A 25,184-nucleotide genomic window follows, 5' to 3' on the forward strand; every position below is an offset into this window, starting at 1 on the left:
CTGATGGTTCGTCTTCGGGGACATCATCTCCTGTGTCTGCTCACCTTCGTCGGCGAGGGCTACACGCCCGCCTTCACGCAGAACTTCCGCCGGATTGCCGAGCGCCTTTCGGCAGGCGAGGATATCGAAATCGTCGAAGGGCCGGACGAGATCTGCGCACCGATGCTGGATCGCCCCGAAGCCCATTGCCGCAACCGTAGCGTTCGCGACCGCGACGAGTGGGCCTTGGCCGCAACTGCCGATCGGCTTGGCGTCTCGCTGAAGGCCGGTTCTGTCCTCAACCTTGACGGCGAGCGCCTGCATGCCCTGCGTGCCGCCTTTGCGGCCGGTCTGACCCGTGCCGCATGCGACGAATGCGAATGGTCCGGGCTCTGCACGCGCATCGCGCATGACGGCTTCGACGGAACTCTCGTTCAGGCCGAATGTGCGTCGCCCGCTTCCGAAGAAGCTATAGCGGAAAGAGGTCCAGGAAAGCCTTCTCGCCCTCGTCGCTGAAGCGGACGGCGCGGCTGTCCTTTTCGCGTCTTGCCCAGCCCTTGTCGATGAAGAGCGTCAGCAGCGCCTCGCCGAGCGAGCCGGCGAGATGCGAACGGCGCTCGCTCCAGTCGAGGCAGGTGCGGCAGATCGGCCGGCGGGATTTTTGGAGCATGGCGTAGTCGATGCCGAGCGCTTCGACGCGGACCCGGCCTGCATCGGTCAGGGCAAGGTCGTCACCCATCATCTCGATCTGCCGGGCGGCAACAAGACTGTCCAGCAGGCGCACCCCATAGTCGCCGGCGAGGTGGTTGTAGCAGACGCGCGCCTTGCGCAGCGCCGGATCCTTCGGTCCTGGCCGGTGCCGCGTCAGGCCGCGGCTGGCGGCAAAGCCCATGAGGCTTTCGAGCATCAGCCCGACCTCGTCCTCGCTCAAGGCATAATAGCGATGCCGTCCCTGCTTGCGCTGCGTCAGCAACCCGCCGGCCTCGAGCTTGGCGAGATGCGAGCTTGCCGTCTGCAGGGTGATGCCGGCATGCGCCGCAAGCTCCGTCGGCGTCAGCGCCTGCCCGCCCATCAGCGCGGTCAGCATGTTGGCGCGGGCCGGATCGCCGATCAACGATCCGATCAGGGCAATGTCGGGACCTTCCTTCATACTTCGATCGTAATCGAAGCATCCGGACGGGACAAGCGGGCATGATCGAGATCGTCAACAAGGAGAAACTCATGCTCACCTGCTTCATCCGCTACGAGATCGATCCGTTCCGCAAGGAGGATTTCGCCACCTATGCCGAAATTTGGGGGAAGGCCATCCCGCGCTGCGGCGCCGACCTCATCGGCTATTTCGGACCGCACGAAGGCTCGGCGACGACCGCCTATGGCGTTTATAATATCGAGAGTCTTGCCGCTTACGAAGCCTATCGAGCCCGGCTCGCCGCCGATCCGCTCGGCCGCGAGAATTACGAATTCGCCCGGCGCGAGCGATTCATCCTCAGGGAAGACCGCATCTTCCTGAAGAACGTCTCGCTGCCGCATGGAAAGGAGTGACACGATGATCGCTGTGATTTTCGAAGTCGTGCCGGCCGAGGGCAAGCGCGAAGCTTATCTTGGCCTTGCCGCCGATCTGCGTCCGCTGCTCGACGACATCGACGGCTTCATCTCGATCGAGCGGTTCCAGAGCCTGGCCGATCCGAACAAGCTGCTGTCGCTCTCCTTCTGGCGGGACGAGGAGGCGGTGAAGGCCTGGCGCAACGGTGCGGACCATCGCGCGGCGCAGGCGGCGGGTAGGAACGGCGTCTTCGCCGACTACCGGCTGAGGATCGCGACGGTGGTTCGGGACTACGGCCTCAACGACCGCCACGAGGCACCCGCGGACAGCCGGCGATGGCATGAAGCCAGAGCCACCCACAGCGCTGCGCGTCTATCGGACGCGCAAAGGTCGCTTTAATACTTTTATTGCGGCGGAACGCTTTGCGGGTTCTCAATACAACCTGGTTGTCATCCAGTGTCTTTTGCCGCGGCATAAAGGTGCTACTCTGTCGTTCCACGGAGGTGATCATGGCCAAGATACTCGTGCATGTGACCGTGGGACCGAGCGACCCGACAAAGGCGGCTCTTGCATTCTTTGTCGCTAGAGCCGTCCTTGAAGAGGGCCATCAACTGGCTCTGTTCGTCGCCGGAGACGGTGTGAGTCTCCTCACTGCCGACAGTGCGGCAAGCGTACAAGGGCTCGGTACCGGAAAGCTTTCTGACCATTTCGAGGCAATCAATGCCGCAACAGCCGAGATTTACTTCTCAGGCATGTCTGCCAAGGCCCGCAACATTGCACCCGACGACATTATTTTGCGGGGTGCTGTGCCGGGGTTTCCCAACAAGCTAGTGCAACTGATTGCCGAGAGCGACAAGGTGATCAGCTACTGAGTCATTCCGATGCGATGCCGCGCGAACGCGACAAGCCCTCTGCCAATGGGTGAAGGTCTCTGTAGGCAGTGCGACGGCATTTGCGATGCCGCAAATTTTCCTGGACGACCTTCAGGCTTTGGTAACCATCTTCGGTAACCATAAGCGTATAGTCAGTCCCGAGTAAGCGTATTTGCGAGTTGCCCATGTCTTCAGTTTTTTCGCTTGCCGATATCTCCCGTGCCGCCCGTCCGCTGAGCTGGCTGGACAGCATCATCAAGGGGGATTGCGTGGCCGCGCTGAACGCGCTTCCCGACAATTCGGTCGACGTCGTCTTCGCCGACCCGCCCTACAATCTGCAGCTCGGCGGCATGCTGCATCGGCCCGACCAGTCGCTGGTCGATGCGGTCGACGACGAATGGGACCAGTTCGCTTCCTTCGAGGCCTATGACGCATTCACCCGCGCCTGGCTGCTCGCCTGCCGCCGCGTGCTGAAGCCGACCGGCACGCTGTGGGTGATCGGCTCCTATCACAACATCTTCCGGGTCGGTGCGATCCTGCAGGATCTGCATTTCTGGATCCTCAACGACATCGTCTGGCGCAAGACCAATCCGATGCCGAACTTCAAGGGCCGCCGCTTCCAGAACGCCCATGAAACGCTGATCTGGGCGTCGCCGAATGCCAAGGCGAAGGGCTACACCTTCAATTACGAGGCGATGAAGGCGGCCAATGACGACGTGCAGATGCGCTCCGACTGGCTGTTCCCGATCTGCTCCGGTTCGGAGCGCCTGAAGGGCGACGACGGCAAGAAGGTGCATCCGACGCAGAAGCCGGAGGCGCTGCTCGCCCGCATCCTGATGGCCTCGACCAAGCCCGGCGACGTCGTTCTCGATCCCTTCTTCGGCTCCGGTACGACCGGCGCCGTCGCCAAGCGCCTCGGCCGCCATTTCGTCGGCATCGAGCGTGAGCAGGACTATATTGATGCAGCCGCCGCGCGCATCGCCGCGGTCCAGCCGCTCGGCAAGGCGACGCTTTCGGTCATGACCGGCAAGAAGGCCGAACCGCGTGTGGCGTTCAACACGCTCATCGAAAGCGGACTGATCAAGCCCGGCACGGTGCTGACCGACGCAAAGCGCCGCTACAGCGCGATTGTCCGCGCCGACGGCACGCTGGCTTCAGGCGGCGAGGCCGGCTCGATCCACCGCCTCGGCGCCAAGGTCCAGGGGCTCGACGCCTGCAATGGATGGACGTTCTGGCATTTCGAAGAAGGGAAGACCCTGAAGCCCATCGACGAACTCAGATCCGTCATTCGAAATGACCTGGCAAAACTGAACTGATCAACCAGTTCCGCTTGGGTCTTCGATAAGCGCTCCTTCCGGTCTTGTACCTTCAGTCCCGGAATGAGTGCTTTAAACGCCCGGAATCCGACGAGGATTCCGGGCGTTTGTATGAGGAATGCAAAAGGCCCCGCCGCGATGTGCTACGGGGCCTTGCATGGAATGCCAAGTATTCCGAGGAACAAGTATCTCAGAGGAAGAAATCGTCGACGCGCAGGCTGGTGACGCCGTTCACCTTGATTTGGAAATCGGCATTGCCGTCGCCATTGACGTCGCCGGAGAGAACGCCGGAGCGGAAGTTCAACTGGCCGGCGTCTCCCGAAAAAGCGCTGCTGCCGATGAAGGTGAATTTCTGGTTGCCGCTCCAGGTGGTGTCGGCATCGATCGTCGAAAGGTCGATGACGTCGAACTCGGAGCGGTGGAAGTCGGTGATCACGTCGCGGCGAGAGCCGACCACCGATTCGCCGATCGCGTTGAAATCGAAACTGTCGGTGCCGGTGCCGCCGACCAGATAGTCGAAGCCGGTGCCGCCGCGCAGGATGTCGGCGCCGGAACCGCCATAGAGATCGTCGTCACCGCTGCCGCCGTCGAGGAAGTCGTCGCCGGCGAGGCCCTCGAGAATGTCGTGACCGCCGAGTCCGCGCAGCGTGTTGGCGACCGAGCTGCCGGTGATGTCGTCGTGACCGTAGTTCGTGCCCGTGGCATTCTCGATGCTGATCAGGTCCTCGCGCCGGCCGCTGCCGGTGGTCGCATATTTGTAGCCGAGGTCGATCGTGACGCCCTTGCCGCGCTCCGAGCTCCAGTCGTCCTGGAACTGGTAGCTGATCGAGTCGATGCCGGTGCCGCCGTTGAAGTAGTTGTTGAAGCCGGCCGAGAGGAAGGTGTCGTTGCCGGTCTCGCCATAGTAGTCGCTGGCATAGCCGTCGATCTCGAAGCGGTCATTACCGCTGCCGCCATAGACAACATCGTAGGAACTGGTGTCGCGTGCCCGGATGTCGGCGACATAGATGTCGTTGCCGGCGCCCATGTAAATGTCGTTGCCGCCTTCGTAATAGTTCACCACGAGATCGTTGCCGTAGCCCGCATCGACATAGTTGTACCCGCCATAGCTGTCGGTCCTGTTCAGGTAAATGTCGTCGTCGCCGTCATAGCCATAAATCTCGACCTCGATATAGCTGTTCTGCTTGAGGATATCGGCGTAGTTCGTACCGTAGATGCGCGTGACCATTGCTCGACCTTTTCATCGAAGGCGTTGAAATCTAACGCGGATCATGGAGCAGCGAAGCTGAATGGCGGGTGAACCGATTGCGGCGATTTCGTGAATTCGCTGGCCGGTTCGGCGATCAGGATCGCGCTGTCAGGCTTGGGTCGCCACTGCCGGACCGACACCGTCAAGCACGTCCGACGGTTGCACGCCATAGGCTGCCAAATCGGCCCTCAGCCTTTGGGCATCGACGAAGTGCACGGCATGCCAGCCGGCCGCCTGGGCGCCTTCGACATTGGCCAGGCTGTCGTCGATGAAGACCGTCGCCGCGGGGTCGAGACTGAAGGTGCGGGCGTGAGTCCGGTAGATTTCGATATCCGGCTTGATCAGGCCGACGTCGCCCGAAACCGTGACGCCGCGCGGCAGCGTCAGGAAGGGAAAGCGCTTCTGCGCCTCGCGGAAAGTATCCGAGGCGAAATTGGTCAGCATCGTCACGTCGCGGCCTCCGGTAATCAGGCTTTCCATCAGCGCGACTGTATCTTCATAGGCATGCGGCACCATCTCGTGCCAGTACCGGCGGAAGGCGCGGATATGCTCTTCCCGTTCCGGATGCTCCTCGATCAACAGCGCTTCGGCTTCCTCCCAGGAACGGCCGCGGTCCTGCTCGATATTCCAGTCGTGCGTGCAGACATTGGCGAAGAACCAGTCGCGCTCCACCTCGTCCGGGATGAGCCGGGAGTAGGGGATCTGCGGATCGTAGTGGATAAGCACCTTGCCGATGTCGAAGACGATGTGGCGGATGTCGATGCTGCTCATTGGCAATTCCTGAACAAGAACTGGGCGATTGGCCGGTGAGGCGCCTTGCTTTACACGGGTTTGAACGCGTGCGGTATAGCCTGGGTGATTGCTTTTTTCATGACGGTCGGCAGCGCCTGCGCCTTGAGTGACGCGATCGGCTCCCACCAGCCCTCGCCGCCCGCCACCGCGTTCGCGACCTTGGCGCGGTAGACCGAAAGGCGAAGCTCGAAATGCGTGAAGACATGGGTGACCGTGCCGCAGGATTCCCAGCCAGCCGCGAAGGGCTGCGCTTCGATCGATGTCTCGCCGTCGCGCCGCGCCGTCCAATCGGTGCCGGGCACCTCCGTCATGCCGCCAAGGAGGCCCGTCTCGGCGCGCTTGCGCAGATAGACGGCGTTGGAATTGTCGATGGCGACGAAGGCGGCGCCGAGGCGCAGCGGTCTTTCCTTCTTCGCCGCCTTGCGCGGGAATGTCTCGGGATCGGCGACAGTCAGCGCCCGACAGCCGGAGCGGAAAGGACAGAGGGAGCAGGCCGGCCGCTTTGGCGTGCAGATCGTGGCGCCGAGGTCCATCATCGCCTGCGCGAAATCGCCGGGCCGGTCGGAGGGCGTCAATTCCGAGACGAGCCGGCGCATCTCCGGCTTGGCGGCGGGCAGCGGCGTTTCGATGGCGTAAAGACGGGAAATCACCCGTTCGACATTGCCGTCGAGCACGGCGCTCTGTCGATTGAAGGCGATCGCCGCGATCGCGGCGGCCGTATAGTCGCCGATGCCGGGAAGCGCCTTCAGTCCTTCCTCCGTATCCGGAAAGCGGCCGCCGTGTTCGTAGGCCACCGCTTGGGCGCATTTCTTCAGGTTGCGCGCCCGGGCATAGTAGCCTAGCCCCGCCCAGGCCTTCATCACCTCCTCGGTCTCGGCGGCAGCGAGATCCTCGACCTTCGGCCACAGCGTCAGGAACTTGTCGAAATAGGCCTTGACCGCCTGGACGGTGGTCTGCTGCAGCATGACTTCGGAGAGCCAGATGCGGTAGGGATCGGCAATCGCGCCGCGCGCCGCCATCGGCGGCGAGACCCGCCACGGCAAGTCGCGATGGTGGCGATCGTACCAGTCGAAGAGAAGGGGAGCGGCGTCGGTCGCCCTCATGGTGTTCAGCGTCATTTGCCGGGGAGTCCTTTTCCAGCCTATACTTGGCCGACGCCCGCCCGAGCTTCAAGGCTCGATCGAAGTTGCGAACAGAAAGTCGTTCCGGTGAGTGAAGCGAAGTCCCGCAAGGGCGTTGTGCAGATCAGCGAGGTTGCGAACGGGCTGATCGATCCGGTGCTGGCCAAGCGCGCCGGCATCAACACGATGCTGCTCGGCTCCTGGGACGAGATTGCCGGATCGGATTTTGCCGATTGCACGCGGCCGGAAAAGATCGCCTGGCCGCGCCGCGCCTCGGAGATCGGCAGCGATGGCGGCTACCAGCCCGGCGTGCTGACGGTTGCCTGCGAAGGCGCGAGGGCGCTTTTCCTGACCCATGCCCAGGGCGAACTGATCCAGCGCATCAATGGTTTCTTCGGCTTCCATGCGATCGGCCAGCTGCGGATCGTCCAAAAGCCTGTCGCACCGCCGCCCAAGCCGTACCGGCGGCCGCGGCCCCTGACCGGCGAACCGGCGCGTCGGCTCGACACCATGGTCGCAGGCATCGAAAGCGAGGCGCTCAAGGCCGCACTGAAGCGGCTCGGCACGGCGGTCCTGTCTCAGCGCCGCAAGTAGTTCACCATCAAGGGGTCACAATTCTTTGAATTCAGTTGAAACACTGCCCCTTGTCGCCTTGCACTGAGCAAGTTATCGAAATCGCACTTCAATTTCCCCTCATAGAACACGGGTCCTGTCCATGTCCGCTTCCGAAACGAGCCTTCCGAAACGCCTGCTGAGCGGCGTCGCCATCGCGGCGATCGCCCTGGTGCTTGCAGCCTGCAGTGATGAGCAGAAGGAGGCGGCTTCTAAGGCGCCGGCCGAAACGTCGGCGAGCGCGGATGCAACGACCACCGCTTCGACGTCCGCTACGCCTGCCGCCAGCCCGGCGAAGCCCGCCGGCACCGAGGTCGCGCAGGAATCCACCCCGGCTGCCAAGGCCGAACTGCCGCAGGCGGAAGGCAGCATCGACGTGACGAAGCTGATGGAGCCCGGCGCGCTGCCGGAAATGGCGCTCGGCGAAGCCAATGCGCCGGTGACGATCGTCGAATACATGTCGATGACCTGCCCGCATTGCGCCAACTTCCACAACGAGACCTTCGACGCCATCAAGGCAAAATATGTCGACAGCGGCAAGGTGCGCTTCATCGTGCGCGAGTTCCCGTTCGACCCGCGCGCCGCGGCCGCCTTCATGCTGGCGCGCTGCGCACCGGAAGGCCAGTATTTCCCGATGATCTCCATGCTGTTCAAGCAGCAGGAACAGTGGGCGGCCGCGGAAAACGGTCGCGATGCGCTGCTGCAAATGTCGAAACTCGCCGGTTTTACACAGGAGAGCTTCGAGGCCTGCTTGACGAACCAAAAACTTCTGGATGATGTGAACGCAGTCATGCAGCGCGGCGCCAAGGAGTTCGGGGTGAAATCGACGCCGACCTTTTTCGTGAATGGCGAGCATTATTCGGGGGACATGTCGGTTGACGTTCTGTCGGCCCTCATCGACAGCAAGCTCTGATCCTTCGCCTTTCCTGACAACGGGCGACGGCCGCGGCCGTGCGCCCGTTTTTTATGTTCGGGAACCCGTGAGGTTTGGCCATGCCTCACACTGACGTTCCGCCGAAAACTCGCTCCAATGCTCGCCGCATGCGCAGCGTGATGACGGATGCCGAGGTGAAACTCTGGAACGAGTTGCGCGCGCATCGGCTGATGGGCCTCGGCTTTCGCCGGCAGGTTCCGGTCACGGGTTATATCGTCGATTTCGCTTGCCCCGCACATCGACTTATCGTGGAAGTCGACGGCTCGCAGCATGCGAGATCGGACGATGCCGATTACGATCGGCACCGTACGCTTCGCCTGGAGACTGCGGGCTGGACCGTCTTGCGTTTCTGGAATGACGACGTGCTGCGCGACATCGACAATGTGTGCGAGCACATCGTTCGGGTTATCGGGAAGGGGACATTCGCGTGATGCGCTCGTGGCTAACCCCCCTCTGCCCTGCCGGGCATCTCCCCCGCAAGGGGGGAGATCGGCAAGTGGCGATGTCCCGCTCGACCAAATACCTGTCGCACGGGTCATTCTTAGTGGGGCTTTCGGCACATTCGGCTTTGATGTCGCGGAAGCCCATGCGTCTAGCCGATCTCCCCCCTTGCGGGGGAGATGCCCGGCAGGGCAGAGGGGGGTGCAGCGCGGTCGCCGCACATCGCAGAGGGGGGAATTGCGCCCCATGAAATTCAACAAGCTCCGCCTGCTCGGCTTCAAGTCCTTTGTCGAACCGACGGAATTCATCATCGAGCGTGGGCTGACCGGCGTCGTCGGCCCGAACGGCTGCGGCAAGTCTAACCTCGTCGAGGCGCTGCGCTGGGTGATGGGCGAGAATTCCTACAAGAACATGCGCGCCTCCGGCATGGACGACGTGATCTTTTCGGGGTCGGGGAACCGGCCGGCGCGCAATACCGCCGAGGTCGGGCTCTATCTCGACAATGGCGACCGCACGGCGCCCGCCGCTTTCAACGACAGCGACGAGATCCAGGTGACACGCCGGATCGAACGCGAGCAGGGTTCGGTCTACCGGATCAACGGCAAGGAGGCGCGGGCCAAGGACGTCCAATTGCTCTTCGCCGACGCCTCGACCGGCGCCCGGTCGCCGTCGATGGTGGGGCAGGGGCGGATCGGCGAGCTGATCGCCGCAAAGCCCCAGGCGCGCCGGCAATTGCTCGAAGAGGCAGCCGGCATTTCCGGTCTGCATTCACGCCGGCATGAGGCCGAGCTGCGGCTGAAGGCGGCGGAGACCAATCTCGAGCGGCTCGACGACGTCACCTCGCAGCTCGAGAGCCAGATCGAAAGCCTTAAACGCCAGTCGCGCCAGGCCAACCGTTTCAAGATGCTGTCGGCGGAAATCCGCAGGCACGAGGCGATCCTGCTCCACATCCGCTGGGTGCAGGCGAAGGAGGCCGAAGCCGAGGCGACCAGCCAGTTGAACCAGATCACCGCGCTCGTCGCCGAAAAGGCGCAGGCGCAGATGGAGGCGGCCAAGCAGCAGGCAATCGCGAGCCTCAAGCTGCCGGAACTACGCGAGAACGAGGCGAAACTTGCGGCGGCGCTGCAGCGCCTGCAGATCGCCCGGGCGCAGCTCGAAGAGGATGCAGGGCGCATCCTGCGCCGCCGCGACGAATTGCAGCGGCGGCTCTCGCAGCTTGCCGAGGATATTGCCCGCGAGGAGCGGCTCGTTGCCGACAATGCCGGCATTCTCGCCCGCCTCGACCAGGAGGAAGAGGAACTGCGCGACGTACTTGCCGAGGCGGACGACCGTGCGGCGGAGGCGCGCGAAAGGTTGGAGGAAGCCAACGAAAGGCTTTCCGGCAGCGAAGCCGATCTCGCCCGGCTGACCGCTGAGCGGGCCGAAGCGCAAGCCGCGCGCAACCAGCTCGACAGGACACTGCGGGATCTTTCCGATCGGCAGGCACGCCTTGCCCGCCAGCTCTCCGATCAGGCGCGCGACCTCGAAGGCCTTGACCGCCAGATGGCGGCGCTTCCGGACCCGCACGAGAAGCAGGGACAGGTAGAGGCGGCGGAAGCGTCGCTGGAGGAGGCCGAGGCGGTCGTCGCCGCCGTGGAGGAAAGCCTTGCCGAAGCCCGAGCCGAAGAAGCGGCGGCCCGCCCGCCGGTCGATCAGGCGCGCGCGCGGCTGAACGGCATCGAGACCGAGGCCCGTACGATCCGGCGGATGCTGGAGGCCTCGGGCACCAGCACCTATCCGGCAGTCGTCGAGGACATGAAGGTCGAGCGCGGCTTCGAGACGGCGCTCGGCGCCGCATTGGGCGACGACCTCGATTCGCCCCTGGAGCAGGCGGCCGCCGCCCACTGGCGCATGCCCGGTAACCACACGGACGACCCTGCCTTGCCCGGTGGCGCCCTGCCGCTAAGCGATTACGTCAGTGCCCCGGAGGCACTGGGCCGCACACTGCGCCAGATCGGCATCGTCGCAAGCGAAGCGGAGGCGGAGAGCCTGCTGCCGCTCTTGAGCACCGGCCAGCGGCTGGTGACGAAGGAGGGTGCTGTCTGGCGCTGGGATGGCCACGTCACGGGATCGGAGGCGCCGAGCACCGCTGCCTTGAGGCTCGCCCAGAAGAATCGCCTTTCCGAGCTCGAGGCGGAAGCCGAGGATGCCGGCGAGGCCCTGCGTCAGGCGGAGGAGAATCTCGCCGCCACCGCCGCGCGCATCCGCTCCGAGGACGAGCGGCTGCGGCTTTCGCGCGATTCCCAGCGGATGATTTCCCGGCAGCTCGCAGAGGCGCGCGACGCGCTTGCCGCGGCCGAACGTGCTTCGGGCGACCTTGCGCGCCGCCGCGCCGTGCTCGCCGAGACGAAGCTTCAGCTCGAGGGCCAGGTCGAAGAAGCGGCCGAGCAGATCGAGGCCGCGAACGATGCGCTTGCCGAGGCGCCTGACCTCTCGGAACTGGAACTGCGGCTGCGCAGCCGGACGGCGGATGTTGCCACGGACCGGGCCTCAGTCGCTGAAGCGCGAGCGGCGCATGATGGCCTCGCGCGCGAAAACGAGGCGCGGCTGCGCCGGCTGACGGCGATTGCCGCGGAGCGCGAGACCTGGCGAGCACGTGCGGCGAGCGCCGAAGAGCATATCGCGACGCTTCGCGATCGCGAGGCCGAGGCCCGCGAGGAGGTCGAGGAACTTGTCGATGCGCCCGACGAGTTCGACGACAAGCGCCGCGCCTTGATGAACGAGTTGCAGAAGGCGGAGGCCGCGCGCCGGCAGGCAGCCGACATCCTCGCCGAGGCGGAGACCCGCCAGCGTGACGCCGATCGCCTCGCGGCGACCGCGCTTTCGGAACTTGCCGAAGCGCGCGAAAAGCGCGGCCGGGCCGAGGAGCGGCTCGTCTCGGCCCGCGAGCGTCGCGTCGAGATCGAGGCGCGCATTCTGGAGGCGTTGTCCTGCGCGCCGCACGAGGCGATGCGCCTGACGGGACTGGCCGTCGACGCGGCGCTGCCGGACATACGCGCCGTCGAACGCGAGCTCGAGCGGCTGAAGATCGAACGTGAACGGCTTGGCGCCGTCAACCTGCGCGCCGACGAGGAACAAAAGGAACTCTCCGAACGGCTCGCGGCACTCCTTAGGGAGCGTGACGATGTCATCGAGGCGATCCGCAAGTTGAGGAGCGCCATCCAGAACCTCAACCGCGAGGGACGCGAACGGCTGATTGCCGCCTTCGACGTGGTCAATGTCCAATTCCAGCGGCTCTTCACCCATCTCTTCGGCGGCGGCACCGCCGAGCTGCAATTGATCGAGAGCGACGATCCGCTGGAGGCCGGCCTCGAAATCCTCGCCCGTCCGCCGGGCAAGAAGCCGCAGACGATGACGCTGCTTTCCGGCGGCGAGCAGGCGCTGACGGCGATGGCGCTGATCTTCGCCGTCTTCCTCACCAACCCGGCGCCGATCTGCGTGCTCGACGAAGTCGACGCCCCTCTCGACGACCACAATGTCGAGCGCTACTGCAACCTGATGGATGAAATGGCCGCATCGACCGAGACGCGCTTCATCATCATCACCCACAACCCGATCACCATGGCCCGCATGAATAGGCTGTTCGGCGTCACCATGGCCGAACAGGGCGTTTCGCAGCTTGTTTCCGTCGATCTGCAGACGGCCGAGCGCTTGCGCGAAGCGGTTTGAACGGCTGCCGCGTTTTGAAGTTCGGACATGCGGCGACGGCCGGTGCATTTTTGATGCACTGCAGCAAAAATCTTCGCCGAGTGCATTTTCAGCCTGAAACATATACTGTAGATCGTCATTGAAACTGTTTCTGGGTGGAGAACAGGCATGACGAAATGGGTATACACCTTCGGCGGAGGCAAGGCCGAAGGCAGTGCGGGGGATCGCAACCGGCTTGGAGGCAAGGGGGCTAACCTTGCCGAAATGTGCAATCTCGGCCTTCCGGTGCCCCCTGGCCTGACGATCGTCACCGATGCCTGCAACAGCTATTTCGACAACGGCCGAATGATGCCGGAGGGCCTGCGCGAGCAGGTGCGCGACGGCATAACCAGAATGGAAGAGATCACCGGCCGCGTCTTCGGCGATACCGATCATCCGCTGCTGCTATCCGTTCGTTCGGGCGCCCGCGCTTCCATGCCCGGCATGATGGACACCGTCCTCAATCTCGGCCTCAACGATCAATCTGTGCACGCCCTCGGACACGATGCCGGGGACGCGCGCTTTGCCTGGGACAGCTACCGCCGCTTCATCCAGATGTATGGCGACGTCGTGATGGGCGTCGATCATGAGATCTTCGAGGAGATCCTCGAGGAAGAGAAGGCGCGGCTCGGCCACGAGCAGGATCCGGAGCTTTCCGCCGTCGAATGGCAGCATGTCATCGCGCGCTACAAGGAGGCGATCGAGGAGGTGCTCGGCGAGCCCTTTCCGCAGGACCCGGAGATCCAGCTCTGGGGTGCGATCGGCGCCGTTTTTTCGAGCTGGATGAACCCGCGGGCCATAACCTACCGCCATCTCCACGCCATTCCGGCCGCCTGGGGCACGGCGGTCAACGTCCAGGCGATGGTGTTCGGCAATCTCGGCAACTCGTCGGCAACAGGCGTCGCCTTCACGCGCAATCCGTCGACCGGTGCAAAGGAGCTCTACGGGGAGTTCCTGGTCAATGCCCAGGGGGAGGACGTCGTCGCCGGCATCCGCACGCCGCAGAACATCACCGAGGCCGCCCGCATCGCCTCCGGCTCGGACAAGCCGTCGCTGGAAAAGCTGATGCCGGAGGGCTTCACCGAGTTCGAGACGATCTGCCAAACGCTCGAACGCCACTACCGCGACATGCAGGACCTCGAATTCACCATCGAGCGCGGCAAGCTCTGGATGCTGCAGACCCGGTCCGGCAAGCGGACTGCCAAGGCAGCGCTGAAGATCGCCGTCGACATGGCCGATGAAGGGCTGATTTCGAAGCAAGAAGCGGTAGCGCGCATCGACCCCGCCTCGCTCGATCAACTCCTCCATCCGACCATCGACCCGCACGCCCGCCGCGATATCATCGGCTCCGGGCTGCCGGCCTCGCCGGGAGCGGCAACGGGCGAGATCGTCTTCACCTCCGAGGAAGCGGTGCACGCCGTCAAGGAGGGACGCAAGGTGATTCTCGTTCGCGTCGAGACGAGCCCGGAGGACATTCACGGCATGCATGCTGCACAGGGCATCCTGACGACGCGCGGCGGCATGACGAGTCACGCCGCGGTCGTCGCCCGCGGCATGGGCACGCCCTGTGTTTCCGGCGCCGGCAATATCCGCGTCGATCAGCGCGCCGAACAGCTGATCACGGCGAGCGTGACCTTGAAGAAGGGCGACGTGATCACCATCGACGGATCGTCCGGGCAGGTATTGAAGGGCGAGATTGCCATGCTGCAGCCGGAGCTTTCCGGTGATTTCGGCAAGATCATGCAATGGGCCGATCAAAGCCGTCGCATGACGGTGCGTACCAATGCCGAGACGCCCGCCGATGCGCGCGCCGCCCGCTCCTTCGGAGCGGAAGGCATCGGCCTCTGCCGCACCGAGCACATGTTCTTCGAAGACGACCGCATCAATGTGATGCGCGAGATGATCCTTGCCGAGGACGAGGACGGCCGGCGTGCGGCATTGGCAAAACTCTTGCCGATGCAGCGCTCGGACTTCGTCGAACTCTTCTCGATCATGCACGGGCTGCCCGTGACGATCCGCCTTCTTGATCCGCCGCTGCATGAATTCCTGCCGAAGACCGACGAGGAAATTGCCGAAGTCGCCAGCGTCCTGTCGCTCGATGCCATGCATCTGCGCCAGCGTGTCGATGCCTTGCACGAATTCAATCCGATGCTCGGCCATCGCGGCTGCCGCCTCGCCATCTCGCATCCGGAAATCGCCGAGATGCAGGCGCGTGCGATTTTCGAAGCGGCCGTCGAGGCAGCGCGTTTGACCGGCGCGCCGGTGGTTCCCGAGATCATGGTGCCACTCGTCGGGCTGCGCTCGGAACTCGACTATGTCAAGGAACGGATCGATTCCGTCGCCAAGGAAGTGATCGGCGAGGCGGGCATCGGCATCGACTACTTGGTGGGAACGATGATCGAGCTGCCGCGCGCCGCGTTGCGGGCCGACGTCATTGCCGAAGCGGCCGACTTCTTCTCCTTCGGCACCAATGACTTGACCCAGACGACCTTCGGCATTTCGCGTGACGACGCTGCCCAGTTTCTCGCCACCTACCAGCAGAAGGGCATCATCGAGCAGGATCCGTTCGTCTCGCTCGACTTCGACGGCGTGGGCGAACTGATCCAGCTTGCCGCCGAACGCGGGCGCCGCACCAAGAACGGCCTGAAGCTCGGCATTTGCGGCGAGCATGGCGGCGACCCCGCCTCGATCCGCTTCTGCGAGGATGCCGGTCTCGACTATGTTTCCTGCTCGCCCTTCCGCGTGCCGATCGCCCGGCTGGCAGCCGCGCAGGCAGCGATCAACGGCAGTGGCAACGTCGAGGCGCTGGCGGCGAGCTGAAGGCTTGCCTCAATCCGGGTCAATACCAATAGTACGGCCTGCGCATCACGAAGTCGTTGTCGTAGCGGAAGGCCCGCGACTCGGCGCGACGGTCGAGTTCAATGCGTTGCAGGCAGGTGGCAAACGCATCCGTGCCGCGGCGGAAGCCGTAGGAGGCGCAGGTCGTTTCGTCTCTTGCGCGCCGCTCCTGCGCGGTCATCGTCTGGCACCCGGCAAGCACTAAACCTAGAGCGGCGAGTGTCAGCAGTCTCGTAGTCATCATGGCCATTCATGCCTCCTGATCGGCGCTCGCTTGCGGACAGGGATCGGCGGCGCGGCGGTTCGTCCTCGGCGCAGCGAAATTGCAGGCGGGGAGGGACACATAAGTATAGGTCAGCAGATGCGATTCAACGGAAACAAGAATAGCATGCGTCCGCTGCACGATGGCCATCACAGCTCTGTGCGTCTTGTCAGACGCACCCATGGAAATATGCAGTAGAGATTCAGATCCGCTCAAGCACGCCCACGAAGGATTCGGCGAAGCTGGTGAGGCCGGCGGTGCGGTCGCCCGGCTGCTCGACGCGGATCGTGCTTCCATCTTCGTCGAGGCAGACGAAAAGAATTGTCGGCGTCGCGCCGTCGGTCTGGCCATGGCGAAGGACGGCAATAGTGAGGCAATCATCGACGAGGCCGGAGGCAGGCAGGACGAAAAGGAACTCGCCGCCGATATCGTCGGCCACCGTGCGGACGAAAGACGAGAAATCGTCCTTGTTACCGGAAAAGCGGTCAAGGGAGAGTTCAAGTTCGAGCAACGCCATGGGAAGGGCAGTATCTGCGCCGGAAGGCGGCGGGGTCGCGACGGTGCTTTCCGAACGTGTCTCCGATGCGGTCATGATCTCTCTCCGTCTTTTGCCGCGCCTGAAGTCCCCAAGGCGCCGTCGGTACCCTTGAAGTCGGTACCCGGTCGAATATTGAACTGAAATAACTCGTTAACGAGAATGGCGAATTTGCGGCAGAAGTACAACTGCTGCGCTCATAGATTTTCGGACGAATTCAGTGCGTGCGAAGCCCGGTGGTTCCCACCGAAACGGCCATGGTCTAAGAAGACGAGGTCTGTTCGCCGCGGGGATTGATTCCGTTTCATGATGGTCCGGTACGAGCGTCCCTATTCCTATGCCGCCCACTGGGCACGAAGGTTCGCCCGCATCGGCTTCCTGATCTTCGTGCTGTCGCTCGCCGCGCACCGCTTCGGCCCCCTGACGACCCCGCATTTTCTGGCGCTCGCCGGTTTCGCCGTTGCCTTCGCCCTGATCGCAGTCCTGCTTGCGGCCGTCGGCCTGACGCGCCTCTGGCGGGTGGCGGCAATCGGCGGTACCGCCTCCGTCTCGGCGCTCTTCTACGCGGCGCTTCCGCTCGGCTTCTTCGGCTACGGGGTGGTGCAATATCTGACGCGACCGGCGATCTACGATGTCAGTACCGATTCGGTGACGCCGCCGCCCTGGATCAGGACGCCGGTCGCCGAGGAGAGCTGGATCAAGCGCCGACCGATCGTGACGCCTGAGGATCGCGAAGCCCAGATCGTCGCCTATCCGGGGCTCACGGGGCGGCGCTACGACGGCGCCCTCGACCGTGTGTTCCAGGGCGTTCGCAAGGTCGTCGAAGAGACGCGAATCGGCACGACTGCGGAACTCGGCGTCGAGAATGCCCGCGCCGATCTCGAGGATCTCGCCGTTGGCCGGGGCTCAGGGGCGGACACGAACGGGGAGCCGGAGGCCATTCCCGTTCCGGCGACACGCCCGGCGCCCGATATCGATGGCGTAATATCCGGGCGGCAAGCCACTGATATCGTGCTGCAGGGCGAATGGCGCACGCTGATCGTCGGCTTCCGCTTCGACGTACTGATCCGGCTTCGCGAGGAGGCGGAGACGACGCTGGTCGACCTGCGCGTCGCCTCACGCTACGGCCAACACGATCTCGGCCTCGGCGCCAAGTTCGCGGAAGAGTTCCTGCGCGCGCTCGACGCGGAGCTTCTGGGGATTGCGGGCGATTAACGCATGGTGCTTTCCGAAAATCGGAATCGATTTTCGGAAAGCACCATGCGTAGGTTCAAAGTCTTACAGCGTCCTTTGCGCGTCTGAAAGACGCGCGGCCCTGTAAGCCCGCTCATCCGGCGACCGGTCGGTATTCGCCGAGGAGCGACGGCGGGCCGTCGGTCTCGATGCGGCCCTGTTCGATCAGATCCTCGATATGGGCGAGCACGGAGAGCGCCGCCGCGCCATGCAGCCGCGGATCGGTCGAGGCGTAGATCACCTTCACCATGTCCGGGATCTTCCGGTCCCCGGCGCGCAGCCGTTCGAGCACGGCGCGTTCGCGCATCTTGCGATGCGCCTTCAGCGCCCTCAGAAAAGCGGGAGGCTCGCTGACCGGGCCGCCGTGGCCGGGCAGGTAGAGCCGGTCGTCGCGTAGGAGCAGCTTGTCGAGGGAGGCCATGTAGTCGGCCATGGCGCCGTCCGGCGGCGCGACGATGCTCGTCGCCCACGCCATCACATGGTCGGCGGAGAAGAGAATGCCGGTGCCGTCGAGCCCGAAGGCCATGTGATTGGCGGTGTGTCCCGGCGTGGCGACCGCCGCCAGGCTCCAGCCGTCGCCTTCGATCCGGCCGCCGTCGTGAAGCGCGATATCGGGCATGAATTCCGTGTCCGAGCTTTCCGCGAAGGGGTTGGTTTCGCCGGCGTGCAGGGGGCGGGCGGCACGGTGTGGCCCTTCGCCGACAACGATGGCGCCGGTCGCCTGGCTAAGCCGGCGGACGAGGGGCGAGTGGTCGCGATGCGTGTGGCTGACGGCGATATGCGTCACTTCGCGCCCTTCGAGCGCCGCCATCAGTGCACGAAAATGCGCCTCGTCATCCGGCCCCGGATCGATGACGGCGACCGAGCGTCGGCCGACGATATAGGTGTTGGTGCCATGAAAGGTGAACGGGCCGGGATTGTTGACGGTGATGCGCTGGACGCCGTCTGCCACCGTCACCGCCTCGCCATAAGCGGGCTTGAAATCGAGGTTGAATTCCGGTCCCTGCATGCGTCTCGCCTTCATTTGTATTCGATCTCGATGAAGGACATCGGCGCGCTACCCGCATTGACGACGTTGTGCGCCACTCCTGCCTCGCGCCGGTAGGCGGCGCCCTTGTCGACATCGACCCTCCGGCTGCTGCCAGCCTCTTCCAGCAGGAACTGGCAGTCCGTCATAGGCACCACGACATAGCCGAGCCCGTGGACGTGGTGCCCGGTATCGGCGCCGGGTTCGAAATCCCAACGGATGATGCGCACGACGGCATCATCGAGCAGAACGGTCGGAACGGCCGGCGGGCGGGCGCGAAACTGGCTCATCGAAGTCTCCTTTTGCCGGGTGACAATAGGCCGAAGGCAAACGAGAGGAAAAGAGTTCGCCAACCGGTTTTGTCGCGATCAGCGGTGTTTGCACCAAAAGGCCGACTGATCGACTCAATCCGGCTGGGCAACAAATCTGCGCGACAAGCGAAGTTAAGCATTGTGAGGGCGCACGAGCTTTGCTAATCAGGCGCTCGATCTGGCGAGCGGATGCCTCGCCAGCATAAGTTGGGGCGTAGCCAAGCGGTAAGGCAGCGGTTTTTGGTACCGCCATCCCCTGGTTCGAATCCAGGCGCCCCAGCCACTCTTCATTTCATCAACGGCCTATATCGATCCCAGGTTGTCCAACCGTTGGGGCAGTTCACGCCGCCGCTGCGTCAATGGCTCGCCCCTTGCCAAAGCCGCCTGCAACTGACACGCTACGTTCGCTCAAACATTCTTGCATCAGGGGAATCCATGGCCCACAAATTCGAGATCTACAAAGACAAAGCTGGCGAATTTCGTGCTCGCTTCAAATACAACAACGAAGTGCTGTTTGCGACCGAAGGTTACTCGAGCAAGGCCAGCGCCCAGAACGCCATTGATTCTATCAAGAAGAATGGCCCGGACGCGCCTGTCGAGGACAATAGCTAAGGCGCGGCAATTTTGAACGAAGTAGCCCGCCGATCTCCGTCGGCGGGCCTTGTGTTCGTGCGACCAAGGCGCCGGCCCCGTCGCCTTGGCTGGCTCTCGCCCCAGCCGCTCATCGTCAACAACTTCCGCTAACGCCCGCAAGAAAACCCGCCGGCTTTTTTCAACGGGTGATGAAATCCGTGCGCCGCCTCACTCCGCCTTGGCGCCGCCCAAAAATTCCTCGCACCAGCTCGGGGCGCCCTGGCGCTTGCGGTCGCCGGCGATGCGGATCGAGCGGATGACGTAGTCGGAGGAGACGGTGAGCTGGACGGCGCAGCTCAGATATTCGGTGCGGGCAGCCGAGATGCGCTTGCCGCGCTTGCCGTCGGCGGTCTTTTCGTATTCGGCAGGGATCCTGCGGGTCTTGTAGCCGCCTTTCCAGCTATAGACGGTGTTGCTGCCGGCTTCGGCGTCGGAAAGCGGTGGGCCGAACTGGGCGAAGAAGGCGCCGGCCGGCTGACCGAGCCAGCGTTTCTCGACGGCGTTTTTTGCCACCCCGGTCGTCGTCGTGCAGCCGGCAAGGACCAGCACAAGGCCGGCCGCCGTCATCATGCGGAAATTCATGTTTCTGTCCCTTTGGTCAGTGCTCAAGCTCTTCGGCGCGGAAGGCCGGAGTCCCCCGGATTTCCTTGCGTTCCCGCGAGGCTCTAGCGCCAAAAGCGACGAAAGAAAATCGGTGTGCGACCTTGCGAATCAGGAAAATCCGAAGCGTTGCAGAAACGCCCTATTGCCACGCATGGGCGAGGGCCGGACGCGCCCTTCAGCGGCCGGTTTTTTTGGACGAGGCGGCGTTCTTTTTTGAGTTAGGCGCTTGTGAAAACGAAAATGCTGTTCTATAGAGGCGCCGCTGGTCACGGAGTGTAGCGCAGTCTGGTAGCGCACCACGTTCGGGACGTGGGGGTCGCAAGTTCGAATCTTGCCACTCCGACCAGCCAAATCAATCACTTAGCTAGCCATTATCGATCCCCGCTTTTATGAGCGGACGACTCCGCGCGACGCAAAGATCGCCGGCGGCGCGCTCACCCTTCCAGGCGACCGTTCTGTTTGCCCGCTCGCCGCACGACGCGGCACTGTGGGGCAGCCACGACGGTTTGGCGGTCACCCTGCGAGGGCGGTCGCAAACGGCGCATGAAAAAAGGGGCCACGACGGGCCCCTCTTTCACGTCTCTGAATTTCCGCTCACTCGTCGATCGTGTCGATGATTTCGATCGCTTTGGCGGCGGTGACGCGGCGGACTTCGGCCTCTTCCCGCCGGCCCGCGAAGATTTCCGTCGCCATCAGCTGGTCCGCGAGGTCGGCCGGCAGCGACAGGATCACGCGGCTGTCCTCGGTATGGATGCCGCCGATGGCGGCGCGCTTGGCGGTGATCATGCCGCCCGCCACCGTGTTGTTGGTGTCCGGGTCGATCAGGATGAAGGCGCCGGTCGTGCGGTTCTGCTCGTAGGCGTCGAAGACCGCCTGCTCGTCGAAGCTGAGATGCACCTTGCCGATGGCGTTCATCGGCAGTTCGTCGGCATGGTTCCACTTGCCGGACTTCAAGTCGAGCTGGCTGATCGGCTGCACCTGCACGCGCTGGCGGCGGCTGCCGGATTTCAGCCAATAGCGCTTGCCCGGCTGGATGCCTTCCGCCTGCAGCGCCACGAGCTGGGCGTCGAAGGCAAGGCCGGTCATTGGCTGGCTGTCGATCGCCGCGATCAGGTCGCCGCGCGAGACATCCACCTGGCGGTCGAGCACGAGCGTGATCGCGTCGCCGGCGACGGCGGCGTTACGCACCAGGTCGAAGGTGACGATCTTGGTCACATTGGCGACCATGCCGGACGGCAAGATGACGACCGAATCGCCGGGCTTCACCGAGCCGCCGGCCACCGTGCCCTGGTAGCCGCGGAAGCTTTCGCCCGGGCGCGAGACGCGCTGCACCGGGAGGCGGAAGCCGACCGTCTGGGCCGAGCGGGTGGTTGCGAGTTCCAGCACCTCGATCAGCGTCGGGCCCTCGTACCAGGGCATAGAAGCGCGGCCGTCATAGACGACATTCTCGCCCTTCAGCGCCGAGACCGGGATCGCGGTCACCTGGCGGACGCCGAGCGACAGCGCCAGTTCCTTGAACTCGTGCGAGATCTGCTCGAAGCGGCTGCGGTCATAGTCGGTGAGGTCGATCTTGTTGACAGCCAGCACGAATTGCTTGATGCCCATCAGCGTCGCGATGGTCGCGTGCCGGCGGGTCTGTTCGAGCAGGCCGACGCGCGCATCGACCAGCAGCACGGCGAGGTCGGCGGTCGAGGCGCCGGTCGCCATGTTGCGGGTATATTGCTCGTGGCCGGGCGTGTCGGCGACGATGAAGGAGCGCTTGTCGGTCGAGAAATAGCGATAGGCGACATCGATGGTGATGCCCTGTTCGCGCTCGGCCTGCAGGCCGTCGAGCAGCAGCGCGAAGTCCGGCAGGCCGAGATCGTTCTGCTTGCCCTTGGAATCGCGCTGCAGGCTAGCGGCCTGGTCCTCCTTGACGGCCTTGGTGTCCCAGAGCAGGCGGCCGATCAGCGTCGACTTGCCGTCATCGACGCTGCCGCAGGTGATGAGGCGCAGCGGGCGGGAATCACGCGCAACCCGCGCCGTCTCCTGCAGGGGATGCGCGACGGCGGTTTCGTCCAAGGCGGCGGTCGCAATTGCCGGTGCGGTCATCAGAAATATCCTTCGCGTTTCTTCTTTTCCATCGAGCCGGCCTGGTCGCGGTCGATGGCGCGGCCCTGGCGTTCGGAGACGGTCGCGGTTTCGAGTTCGGAAATGATGTCGTCGAGCGTCGTCGCATTGGAGCGGATCGCCCCCGTCAGCGGGAAGCAGCCGAGCGTGCGGAAGCGGATGACCTCCTCGCGCTTTGCCTCGCCCGGAAGCAGCTCGAGGCGCGGATCCTCGGCGAGGATCATCATGCCGTCCCGCTCGACGATCGGACGCTTCTTCGCAAAGTAGAGCGGCACGATCGGGATCTCTTCCGCCTGGATGTAGCGCCAGATGTCGACCTCGGTCCAGTTGGAGAGCGGGAAAGCACGCACGCTCTCGCCCTTGCGGATCATGCCGTTATAGACGTTCCAGAGCTCGGGGCGCTGGTTGCGCGGGTCCCAGCGGTGGTCCGGCGTACGGAAGGAATAGATACGCTCCTTGGCGCGGCTCGCTTCCTCGTCGCGACGTGCGCCGCCGAATGCGGCGTCGTACTGGCCGGCGTCGAGCGCCTGGCGCAGCGCTTCCGTCTTCATTATGTCGGTATAGAGCGCCGAGCCGTGCGTAAACGGCGTGACGTTCTCGGCCGCGCCGCGGGCATTGGTGTGCACGACGAGGTCGAGATCGTATTTTTCGACCATCTCGTCGCGGAAGGCGATCATCTCACGGAACTTCCAGCCGGTGTCGACATGCAGGAGCGGGAAGGGGACGCGACCGGGATAGAAGGCCTTGCGCGCCAGATGCAGCAGCACGGACGAATCCTTGCCGATCGAATAGAGCATGACCGGGCGTTCGAATTCGGCGGCGACCTCACGGAAGATGTGGATCGCCTCGTTTTCGAGCGCCTTCAGATGCGGATCGAGCGGCGGCTTCGTGCTCTGCGGGTTATGCAATTCCGTTTCCGGATGGGTGTGGGGCATTTCGAACTCCGGGGAGGATATTTGTCTCTTGGCTGCGGCGTCCGCCCTCAGGCGGCGCTGCTCGCGTTCGGGATGATGGAGGAGGCGGCTTCGGCCACGTGCAGGCCGCATTCGCGCTTCTCGTCGTTCTCCCACCACCAGCGGCCGGCGCGCTCGGGCTCGCCGGGCTTGATGGCACGCGTGCAGGGTTCGCAGCCGATCGACGGATAGCCGCGGTCGTGCAGCGGGTTGACGGGAATGGCCTCTGCGGCGACATGGGCGCGGATCGTCTCGATATCCCAATCGGCGAGCGGATTGATCTTGATCAGACCGCGCTCCGGGTCGGCTTCGGCAAAGGGCGTCGTGGCACGGTTGCCGGACTGGCCGCGGCGCAGGCCGGTGATCCAGTAGCTTGCCCCTTCGAGAGCACGCGCAAGCGGCCTGAGCTTGCGCACGCCACAACAGGCATGCCTGGCTTCGACGCTCTCGTAGAAGCCGTTCATGCCGTACTGCGCTACATAGGTCTCGATATCGGCCTTTTCCGGGTGATAGCGCTTGATCCGAATGTCGTAGGCTTCCTCAGTCTCCTCGATGAGGGCGACCGTTTCATTGAAGAGCCGACCGGTTTTCAGCGTCGCGACCTCGATGTCGAGGCGATTGATGCCGATCGCGGCGGTGATGACCTGGTCCTCGATGCCGAGCGACGTCGTGAAGACGGCCCGGCCTTCAAGGCCCGCGACGAGCGCCAGGCGTCCGGCAAGATCGAGGCTCTCGAGCCTGTCGTTCAGGGCCTTCGCTTCCGCTTCGAGGGATTGCGTCGTCATGGCTGCATCCTGTTGCAATTTGCACGGAATATCGCAGCCGTTTGTGTCAAAGGACAGAAAAACGGATTTCTATTGCTCAAGGATCAGAGCAAATATCTCTCTGATCCAGAAAGTTCTAAGAAAACCTAGTAATTTAGTAGATTATCTCAGGCTGGAGGAAAGGGCGAAGATGCATTCCTCCGCCAGCGGCGAGGGGCTGCCTGTTCAAGAATTGTTGAAGGCCCTATCCTTTCGCGTTGTCTGCCCCAGCTTGTGCATGGATCAATGCGGGAGAAATGAAGGGAGACGGAGATGATCCAGTCCTTATCCAGTCGCGTCGTCCTTGGAAGCGTCCTCGGTCTGCTTCTGGTGACGGGCGCCTATGCTCATCACGGCTGGTCCTGGGCGGAGGCCGACCAGATCGAGCTCTCCGGGACGATCCGGGAGATTTCGATGGCGCCGCCGCATCCGACGCTGAACGTCGAAACGAAGAATGACGGCATCTGGCTGGTCGAACTCGGCAATCCCCGGCTGACCGAGCGCTCCGGCTTCGTCGAGGGCGTTGCCAAGGTCGGCGACCCGATCGTCGCGCTCGGCAACCGCTCGCTGGATCGCAGCGAGAAGCGGATGAAGGCCGTGAGGATCACGGTGGCCGGCAAGGTCTATGACATCTATCCGGAACGCATACAGACGAATTGATGGAAGAGGTGCTGGCCTGGATCGGGACGCTTCCCTTCGCCCTGGCGATACGGCGTTCCGCGACCCTCTACATCTTCGTCAACGCCGCCCATATCCTGTCGTTCGGGATCCTCATCGGCGCGATCCTGCCGCTGGATCTTAGGCTGATCGGCTTCTTCAGGAAGGTGCCGGTCGCGGTGGTCGGGCCGTACCTCTCGCACGCGGCAGCCGTCGGCGTTGCGCTGACGATCGTCACCGGCTTCGGTCTCTTCAGCGTCAATCCGCTCGAATACGCCGAGAATCCCGCGTTTCTGACCAAGGTGACGCTGCTCGCCCTCGGGGTCACCAATGCGGCGCTGTTGCATCTGACGCCGCAGTGGCGCGCCGCGGTTAAGGGTGGACCGATTTCGCTCAGGGTCCGCCTCTCGGCGCTGCTGTCGATAATGGTCTGGACCGGTGCCGTCGTCGCCGGCCGATGGATCGGCTTCCTGCTGGAGTAGTTGCTGCCATCGAAGGCACCCCCCCTCTGCCCTGCCGGGCATCTCCCCCACAGGTGGGGAGATTGGCTGGAAGCGCGGCTCTGCCCCACGCCAGCGGGCGTATGCCGAAATCAAGCACGTGTAAGTCTATGCATTGGATATTTGGGGGCGGGA

The 25,184-nt window shown here is 63.8% G+C and carries 26 protein-coding genes and 2 tRNA genes; 16 read left to right on the top strand and 12 right to left on the bottom strand.

Annotation, left to right across the window (positions count from 1 at the left end):
• The first annotated feature begins 3 nt into the window (after nucleotides 1-3).
• Nucleotides 4-495 (top strand): DUF1284 domain-containing protein, encoded by a 492-nt coding sequence (locus RHIBR816_RS0123495; protein ID WP_026187354.1) that lies wholly within the window; start codon nucleotides 4-6, stop codon nucleotides 493-495.
• Here RHIBR816_RS0123495 and RHIBR816_RS0123500 read toward each other — a convergent pair.
• Nucleotides 449-1,129: a winged helix-turn-helix domain-containing protein gene (locus RHIBR816_RS0123500; protein WP_018239052.1), complete on the bottom strand. Its 681-nt coding sequence runs from the start codon at nucleotides 1,127-1,129 to the stop codon at nucleotides 449-451. The two genes, RHIBR816_RS0123495 and RHIBR816_RS0123500, sit on opposite strands and share 47 nt — an antisense overlap.
• 71 nt (nucleotides 1,130-1,200) lie before the next feature.
• On the opposite strand from RHIBR816_RS0123500, the gene RHIBR816_RS0123505 reads away from it, so the two are divergent.
• From RHIBR816_RS0123505 to RHIBR816_RS0123520, 4 genes are all read left to right on the top strand, one after another.
• Nucleotides 1,201-1,521, top strand: coding sequence for an NIPSNAP family protein (locus RHIBR816_RS0123505; RefSeq protein WP_026187355.1), 321 nt, complete (start codon nucleotides 1,201-1,203; stop codon nucleotides 1,519-1,521).
• 4 nt (nucleotides 1,522-1,525) lie between these two features.
• Nucleotides 1,526-1,921 (top strand): antibiotic biosynthesis monooxygenase, encoded by a 396-nt coding sequence (locus RHIBR816_RS0123510; RefSeq protein WP_018239054.1) that lies wholly within the window; start codon nucleotides 1,526-1,528, stop codon nucleotides 1,919-1,921.
• 110 nt (nucleotides 1,922-2,031) lie between these two features.
• Nucleotides 2,032-2,394 (top strand): DsrE family protein, encoded by a 363-nt coding sequence (locus RHIBR816_RS0123515; protein ID WP_018239055.1) that lies wholly within the window; start codon nucleotides 2,032-2,034, stop codon nucleotides 2,392-2,394.
• Nucleotides 2,395-2,579: 185 nt separating this feature from the next.
• Entirely contained in the window at nucleotides 2,580-3,710 is a 1,131-nt protein-coding gene (locus tag RHIBR816_RS0123520) for a site-specific DNA-methyltransferase (RefSeq protein WP_018239056.1), read from the top strand.
• A gap of 190 nt (nucleotides 3,711-3,900) precedes the next feature.
• On the opposite strand, the gene RHIBR816_RS0123525 is transcribed toward RHIBR816_RS0123520, so the two are convergent.
• The 3 genes from RHIBR816_RS0123525 to mutY all read right to left on the bottom strand — a co-directional run bounded on the left by RHIBR816_RS0123525 (nucleotide 3,901) and on the right by mutY (nucleotide 6,869).
• Entirely contained in the window at nucleotides 3,901-4,938 is a 1,038-nt protein-coding gene (locus RHIBR816_RS0123525; protein WP_018239057.1) for a calcium-binding protein, read from the bottom strand.
• A gap of 129 nt (nucleotides 4,939-5,067) precedes the next feature.
• A complete protein-coding gene (locus tag RHIBR816_RS0123530; protein ID WP_018239058.1) occupies nucleotides 5,068-5,730 on the bottom strand; it encodes an HAD family phosphatase in 663 nt (220 codons plus the stop codon).
• Between the two features lie 50 nt (nucleotides 5,731-5,780).
• On the bottom strand, nucleotides 5,781-6,869 hold the full coding sequence (gene mutY, locus RHIBR816_RS0123535) for an A/G-specific adenine glycosylase (protein ID WP_018239059.1): 1,089 nt from the start codon (nucleotides 6,867-6,869) through the stop codon (nucleotides 5,781-5,783).
• A gap of 90 nt (nucleotides 6,870-6,959) precedes the next feature.
• On the opposite strand from mutY, the gene RHIBR816_RS0123540 reads away from it, so the two are divergent.
• The 5 genes from RHIBR816_RS0123540 (at nucleotide 6,960) to ppdK (ending at nucleotide 15,405) form a co-directional block, all read left to right on the top strand.
• On the top strand, nucleotides 6,960-7,466 hold the full coding sequence (locus RHIBR816_RS0123540) for a DUF721 domain-containing protein (RefSeq protein ID WP_018239060.1): 507 nt from the start codon (nucleotides 6,960-6,962) through the stop codon (nucleotides 7,464-7,466).
• A gap of 121 nt (nucleotides 7,467-7,587) precedes the next feature.
• A complete protein-coding gene (locus tag RHIBR816_RS0123545) occupies nucleotides 7,588-8,397 on the top strand; it encodes a DsbA family protein (RefSeq protein ID WP_018239061.1) in 810 nt (269 codons plus the stop codon).
• An 80-nt stretch (nucleotides 8,398-8,477) separates the two neighbouring features.
• The gene (locus RHIBR816_RS0123550; protein ID WP_026187356.1) at nucleotides 8,478-8,849 is read left to right on the top strand and encodes an endonuclease domain-containing protein; all 372 of its coding nucleotides are present in this window, start codon (nucleotides 8,478-8,480) and stop codon (nucleotides 8,847-8,849) included.
• 256 nt (nucleotides 8,850-9,105) lie between these two features.
• Nucleotides 9,106-12,567: a chromosome segregation protein SMC gene (smc, locus tag RHIBR816_RS0123555; RefSeq protein ID WP_018239063.1), complete on the top strand. Its 3,462-nt coding sequence runs from the start codon at nucleotides 9,106-9,108 to the stop codon at nucleotides 12,565-12,567.
• Nucleotides 12,568-12,714: 147 nt separating this feature from the next.
• A complete protein-coding gene (gene ppdK, locus RHIBR816_RS0123560; RefSeq protein WP_018239064.1) occupies nucleotides 12,715-15,405 on the top strand; it encodes a pyruvate, phosphate dikinase in 2,691 nt (896 codons plus the stop codon).
• 19 nt (nucleotides 15,406-15,424) lie between these two features.
• Here the strand turns inward: ppdK and RHIBR816_RS0123565 are convergent, their stop codons facing one another.
• Entirely contained in the window at nucleotides 15,425-15,673 is a 249-nt protein-coding gene (locus RHIBR816_RS0123565; RefSeq protein ID WP_018239065.1) for a hypothetical protein, read from the bottom strand.
• 214 nt (nucleotides 15,674-15,887) lie between these two features.
• Complete coding sequence (locus RHIBR816_RS0123575) at nucleotides 15,888-16,277, bottom strand: hypothetical protein (RefSeq protein ID WP_018239067.1); 390 nt, start codon at nucleotides 16,275-16,277, stop codon at nucleotides 15,888-15,890.
• 249 nt (nucleotides 16,278-16,526) lie between these two features.
• Between RHIBR816_RS0123575 and RHIBR816_RS0123580 the strand changes: the two genes are divergently transcribed.
• Nucleotides 16,527-17,435 (top strand): DUF1499 domain-containing protein, encoded by a 909-nt coding sequence (locus tag RHIBR816_RS0123580; RefSeq protein ID WP_018239068.1) that lies wholly within the window; start codon nucleotides 16,527-16,529, stop codon nucleotides 17,433-17,435.
• 112 nt (nucleotides 17,436-17,547) lie between these two features.
• Here RHIBR816_RS0123580 and RHIBR816_RS0123585 read toward each other — a convergent pair whose 3' ends face one another.
• Nucleotides 17,548-18,462, bottom strand: a complete 915-nt coding sequence (locus RHIBR816_RS0123585) for an MBL fold metallo-hydrolase (RefSeq protein WP_026187357.1) — start codon at nucleotides 18,460-18,462, stop codon at nucleotides 17,548-17,550.
• 11 nt (nucleotides 18,463-18,473) lie between these two features.
• Entirely contained in the window at nucleotides 18,474-18,770 is a 297-nt protein-coding gene (locus RHIBR816_RS0123590) for a cupin domain-containing protein (protein ID WP_018239070.1), read from the bottom strand.
• Between the two features lie 229 nt (nucleotides 18,771-18,999).
• Here RHIBR816_RS0123590 and RHIBR816_RS0123595 point away from each other — a divergent pair.
• A tRNA-Gln gene (locus RHIBR816_RS0123595) sits at nucleotides 19,000-19,074 on the top strand.
• A 152-nt stretch (nucleotides 19,075-19,226) separates the two neighbouring features.
• A complete protein-coding gene (locus RHIBR816_RS36370; RefSeq protein ID WP_018239071.1) occupies nucleotides 19,227-19,403 on the top strand; it encodes a YegP family protein in 177 nt (58 codons plus the stop codon).
• A 189-nt stretch (nucleotides 19,404-19,592) separates the two neighbouring features.
• On the opposite strand, the gene RHIBR816_RS0123605 is transcribed toward RHIBR816_RS36370, so the two are convergent.
• On the bottom strand, nucleotides 19,593-20,006 hold the full coding sequence (locus RHIBR816_RS0123605; RefSeq protein ID WP_018239072.1) for a hypothetical protein: 414 nt from the start codon (nucleotides 20,004-20,006) through the stop codon (nucleotides 19,593-19,595).
• 290 nt (nucleotides 20,007-20,296) lie between these two features.
• Here RHIBR816_RS0123605 and RHIBR816_RS0123610 point away from each other — a divergent pair.
• Nucleotides 20,297-20,373 (top strand) — tRNA-Pro (locus RHIBR816_RS0123610).
• A gap of 248 nt (nucleotides 20,374-20,621) precedes the next feature.
• Here RHIBR816_RS0123610 and cysN read toward each other — a convergent pair.
• The 3 genes from cysN to RHIBR816_RS0123625 are packed head-to-tail and all read right to left on the bottom strand — an operon-like array spanning nucleotide 20,622 to nucleotide 23,931.
• The gene (gene cysN / locus RHIBR816_RS0123615; protein ID WP_018239073.1) at nucleotides 20,622-22,118 is read right to left on the bottom strand and encodes a sulfate adenylyltransferase subunit CysN; all 1,497 of its coding nucleotides are present in this window, start codon (nucleotides 22,116-22,118) and stop codon (nucleotides 20,622-20,624) included.
• A complete protein-coding gene (gene cysD / locus RHIBR816_RS0123620; protein WP_018239074.1) occupies nucleotides 22,118-23,071 on the bottom strand; it encodes a sulfate adenylyltransferase subunit CysD in 954 nt (317 codons plus the stop codon). Before cysD ends, cysN begins: the two co-directional genes overlap by 1 nt.
• A gap of 47 nt (nucleotides 23,072-23,118) precedes the next feature.
• On the bottom strand, nucleotides 23,119-23,931 hold the full coding sequence (locus RHIBR816_RS0123625; RefSeq protein WP_371259073.1) for a phosphoadenylyl-sulfate reductase: 813 nt from the start codon (nucleotides 23,929-23,931) through the stop codon (nucleotides 23,119-23,121).
• Between the two features lie 234 nt (nucleotides 23,932-24,165).
• Here RHIBR816_RS0123625 and RHIBR816_RS0123630 point away from each other — a divergent pair, with 234 nt between their 5' ends.
• Nucleotides 24,166-24,552, top strand: a complete 387-nt coding sequence (locus tag RHIBR816_RS0123630) for a DUF6152 family protein (RefSeq protein ID WP_018239076.1) — start codon at nucleotides 24,166-24,168, stop codon at nucleotides 24,550-24,552.
• Nucleotides 24,552-25,031 carry a DUF6644 family protein gene (locus tag RHIBR816_RS0123635; protein WP_018239077.1) on the top strand — a complete coding sequence of 160 codons (480 nt, stop codon included), beginning with the start codon at nucleotides 24,552-24,554 and terminating at the stop codon, nucleotides 25,029-25,031. Before RHIBR816_RS0123630 ends, RHIBR816_RS0123635 begins: the two co-directional genes overlap by 1 nt.
• Nucleotides 25,032-25,184: the final 153 nt, after the last annotated feature.

This window comes from Ensifer sp. BR816, assembly GCF_000378985.1.
GTDB lineage: Bacteria > Pseudomonadota > Alphaproteobacteria > Rhizobiales > Rhizobiaceae > Sinorhizobium.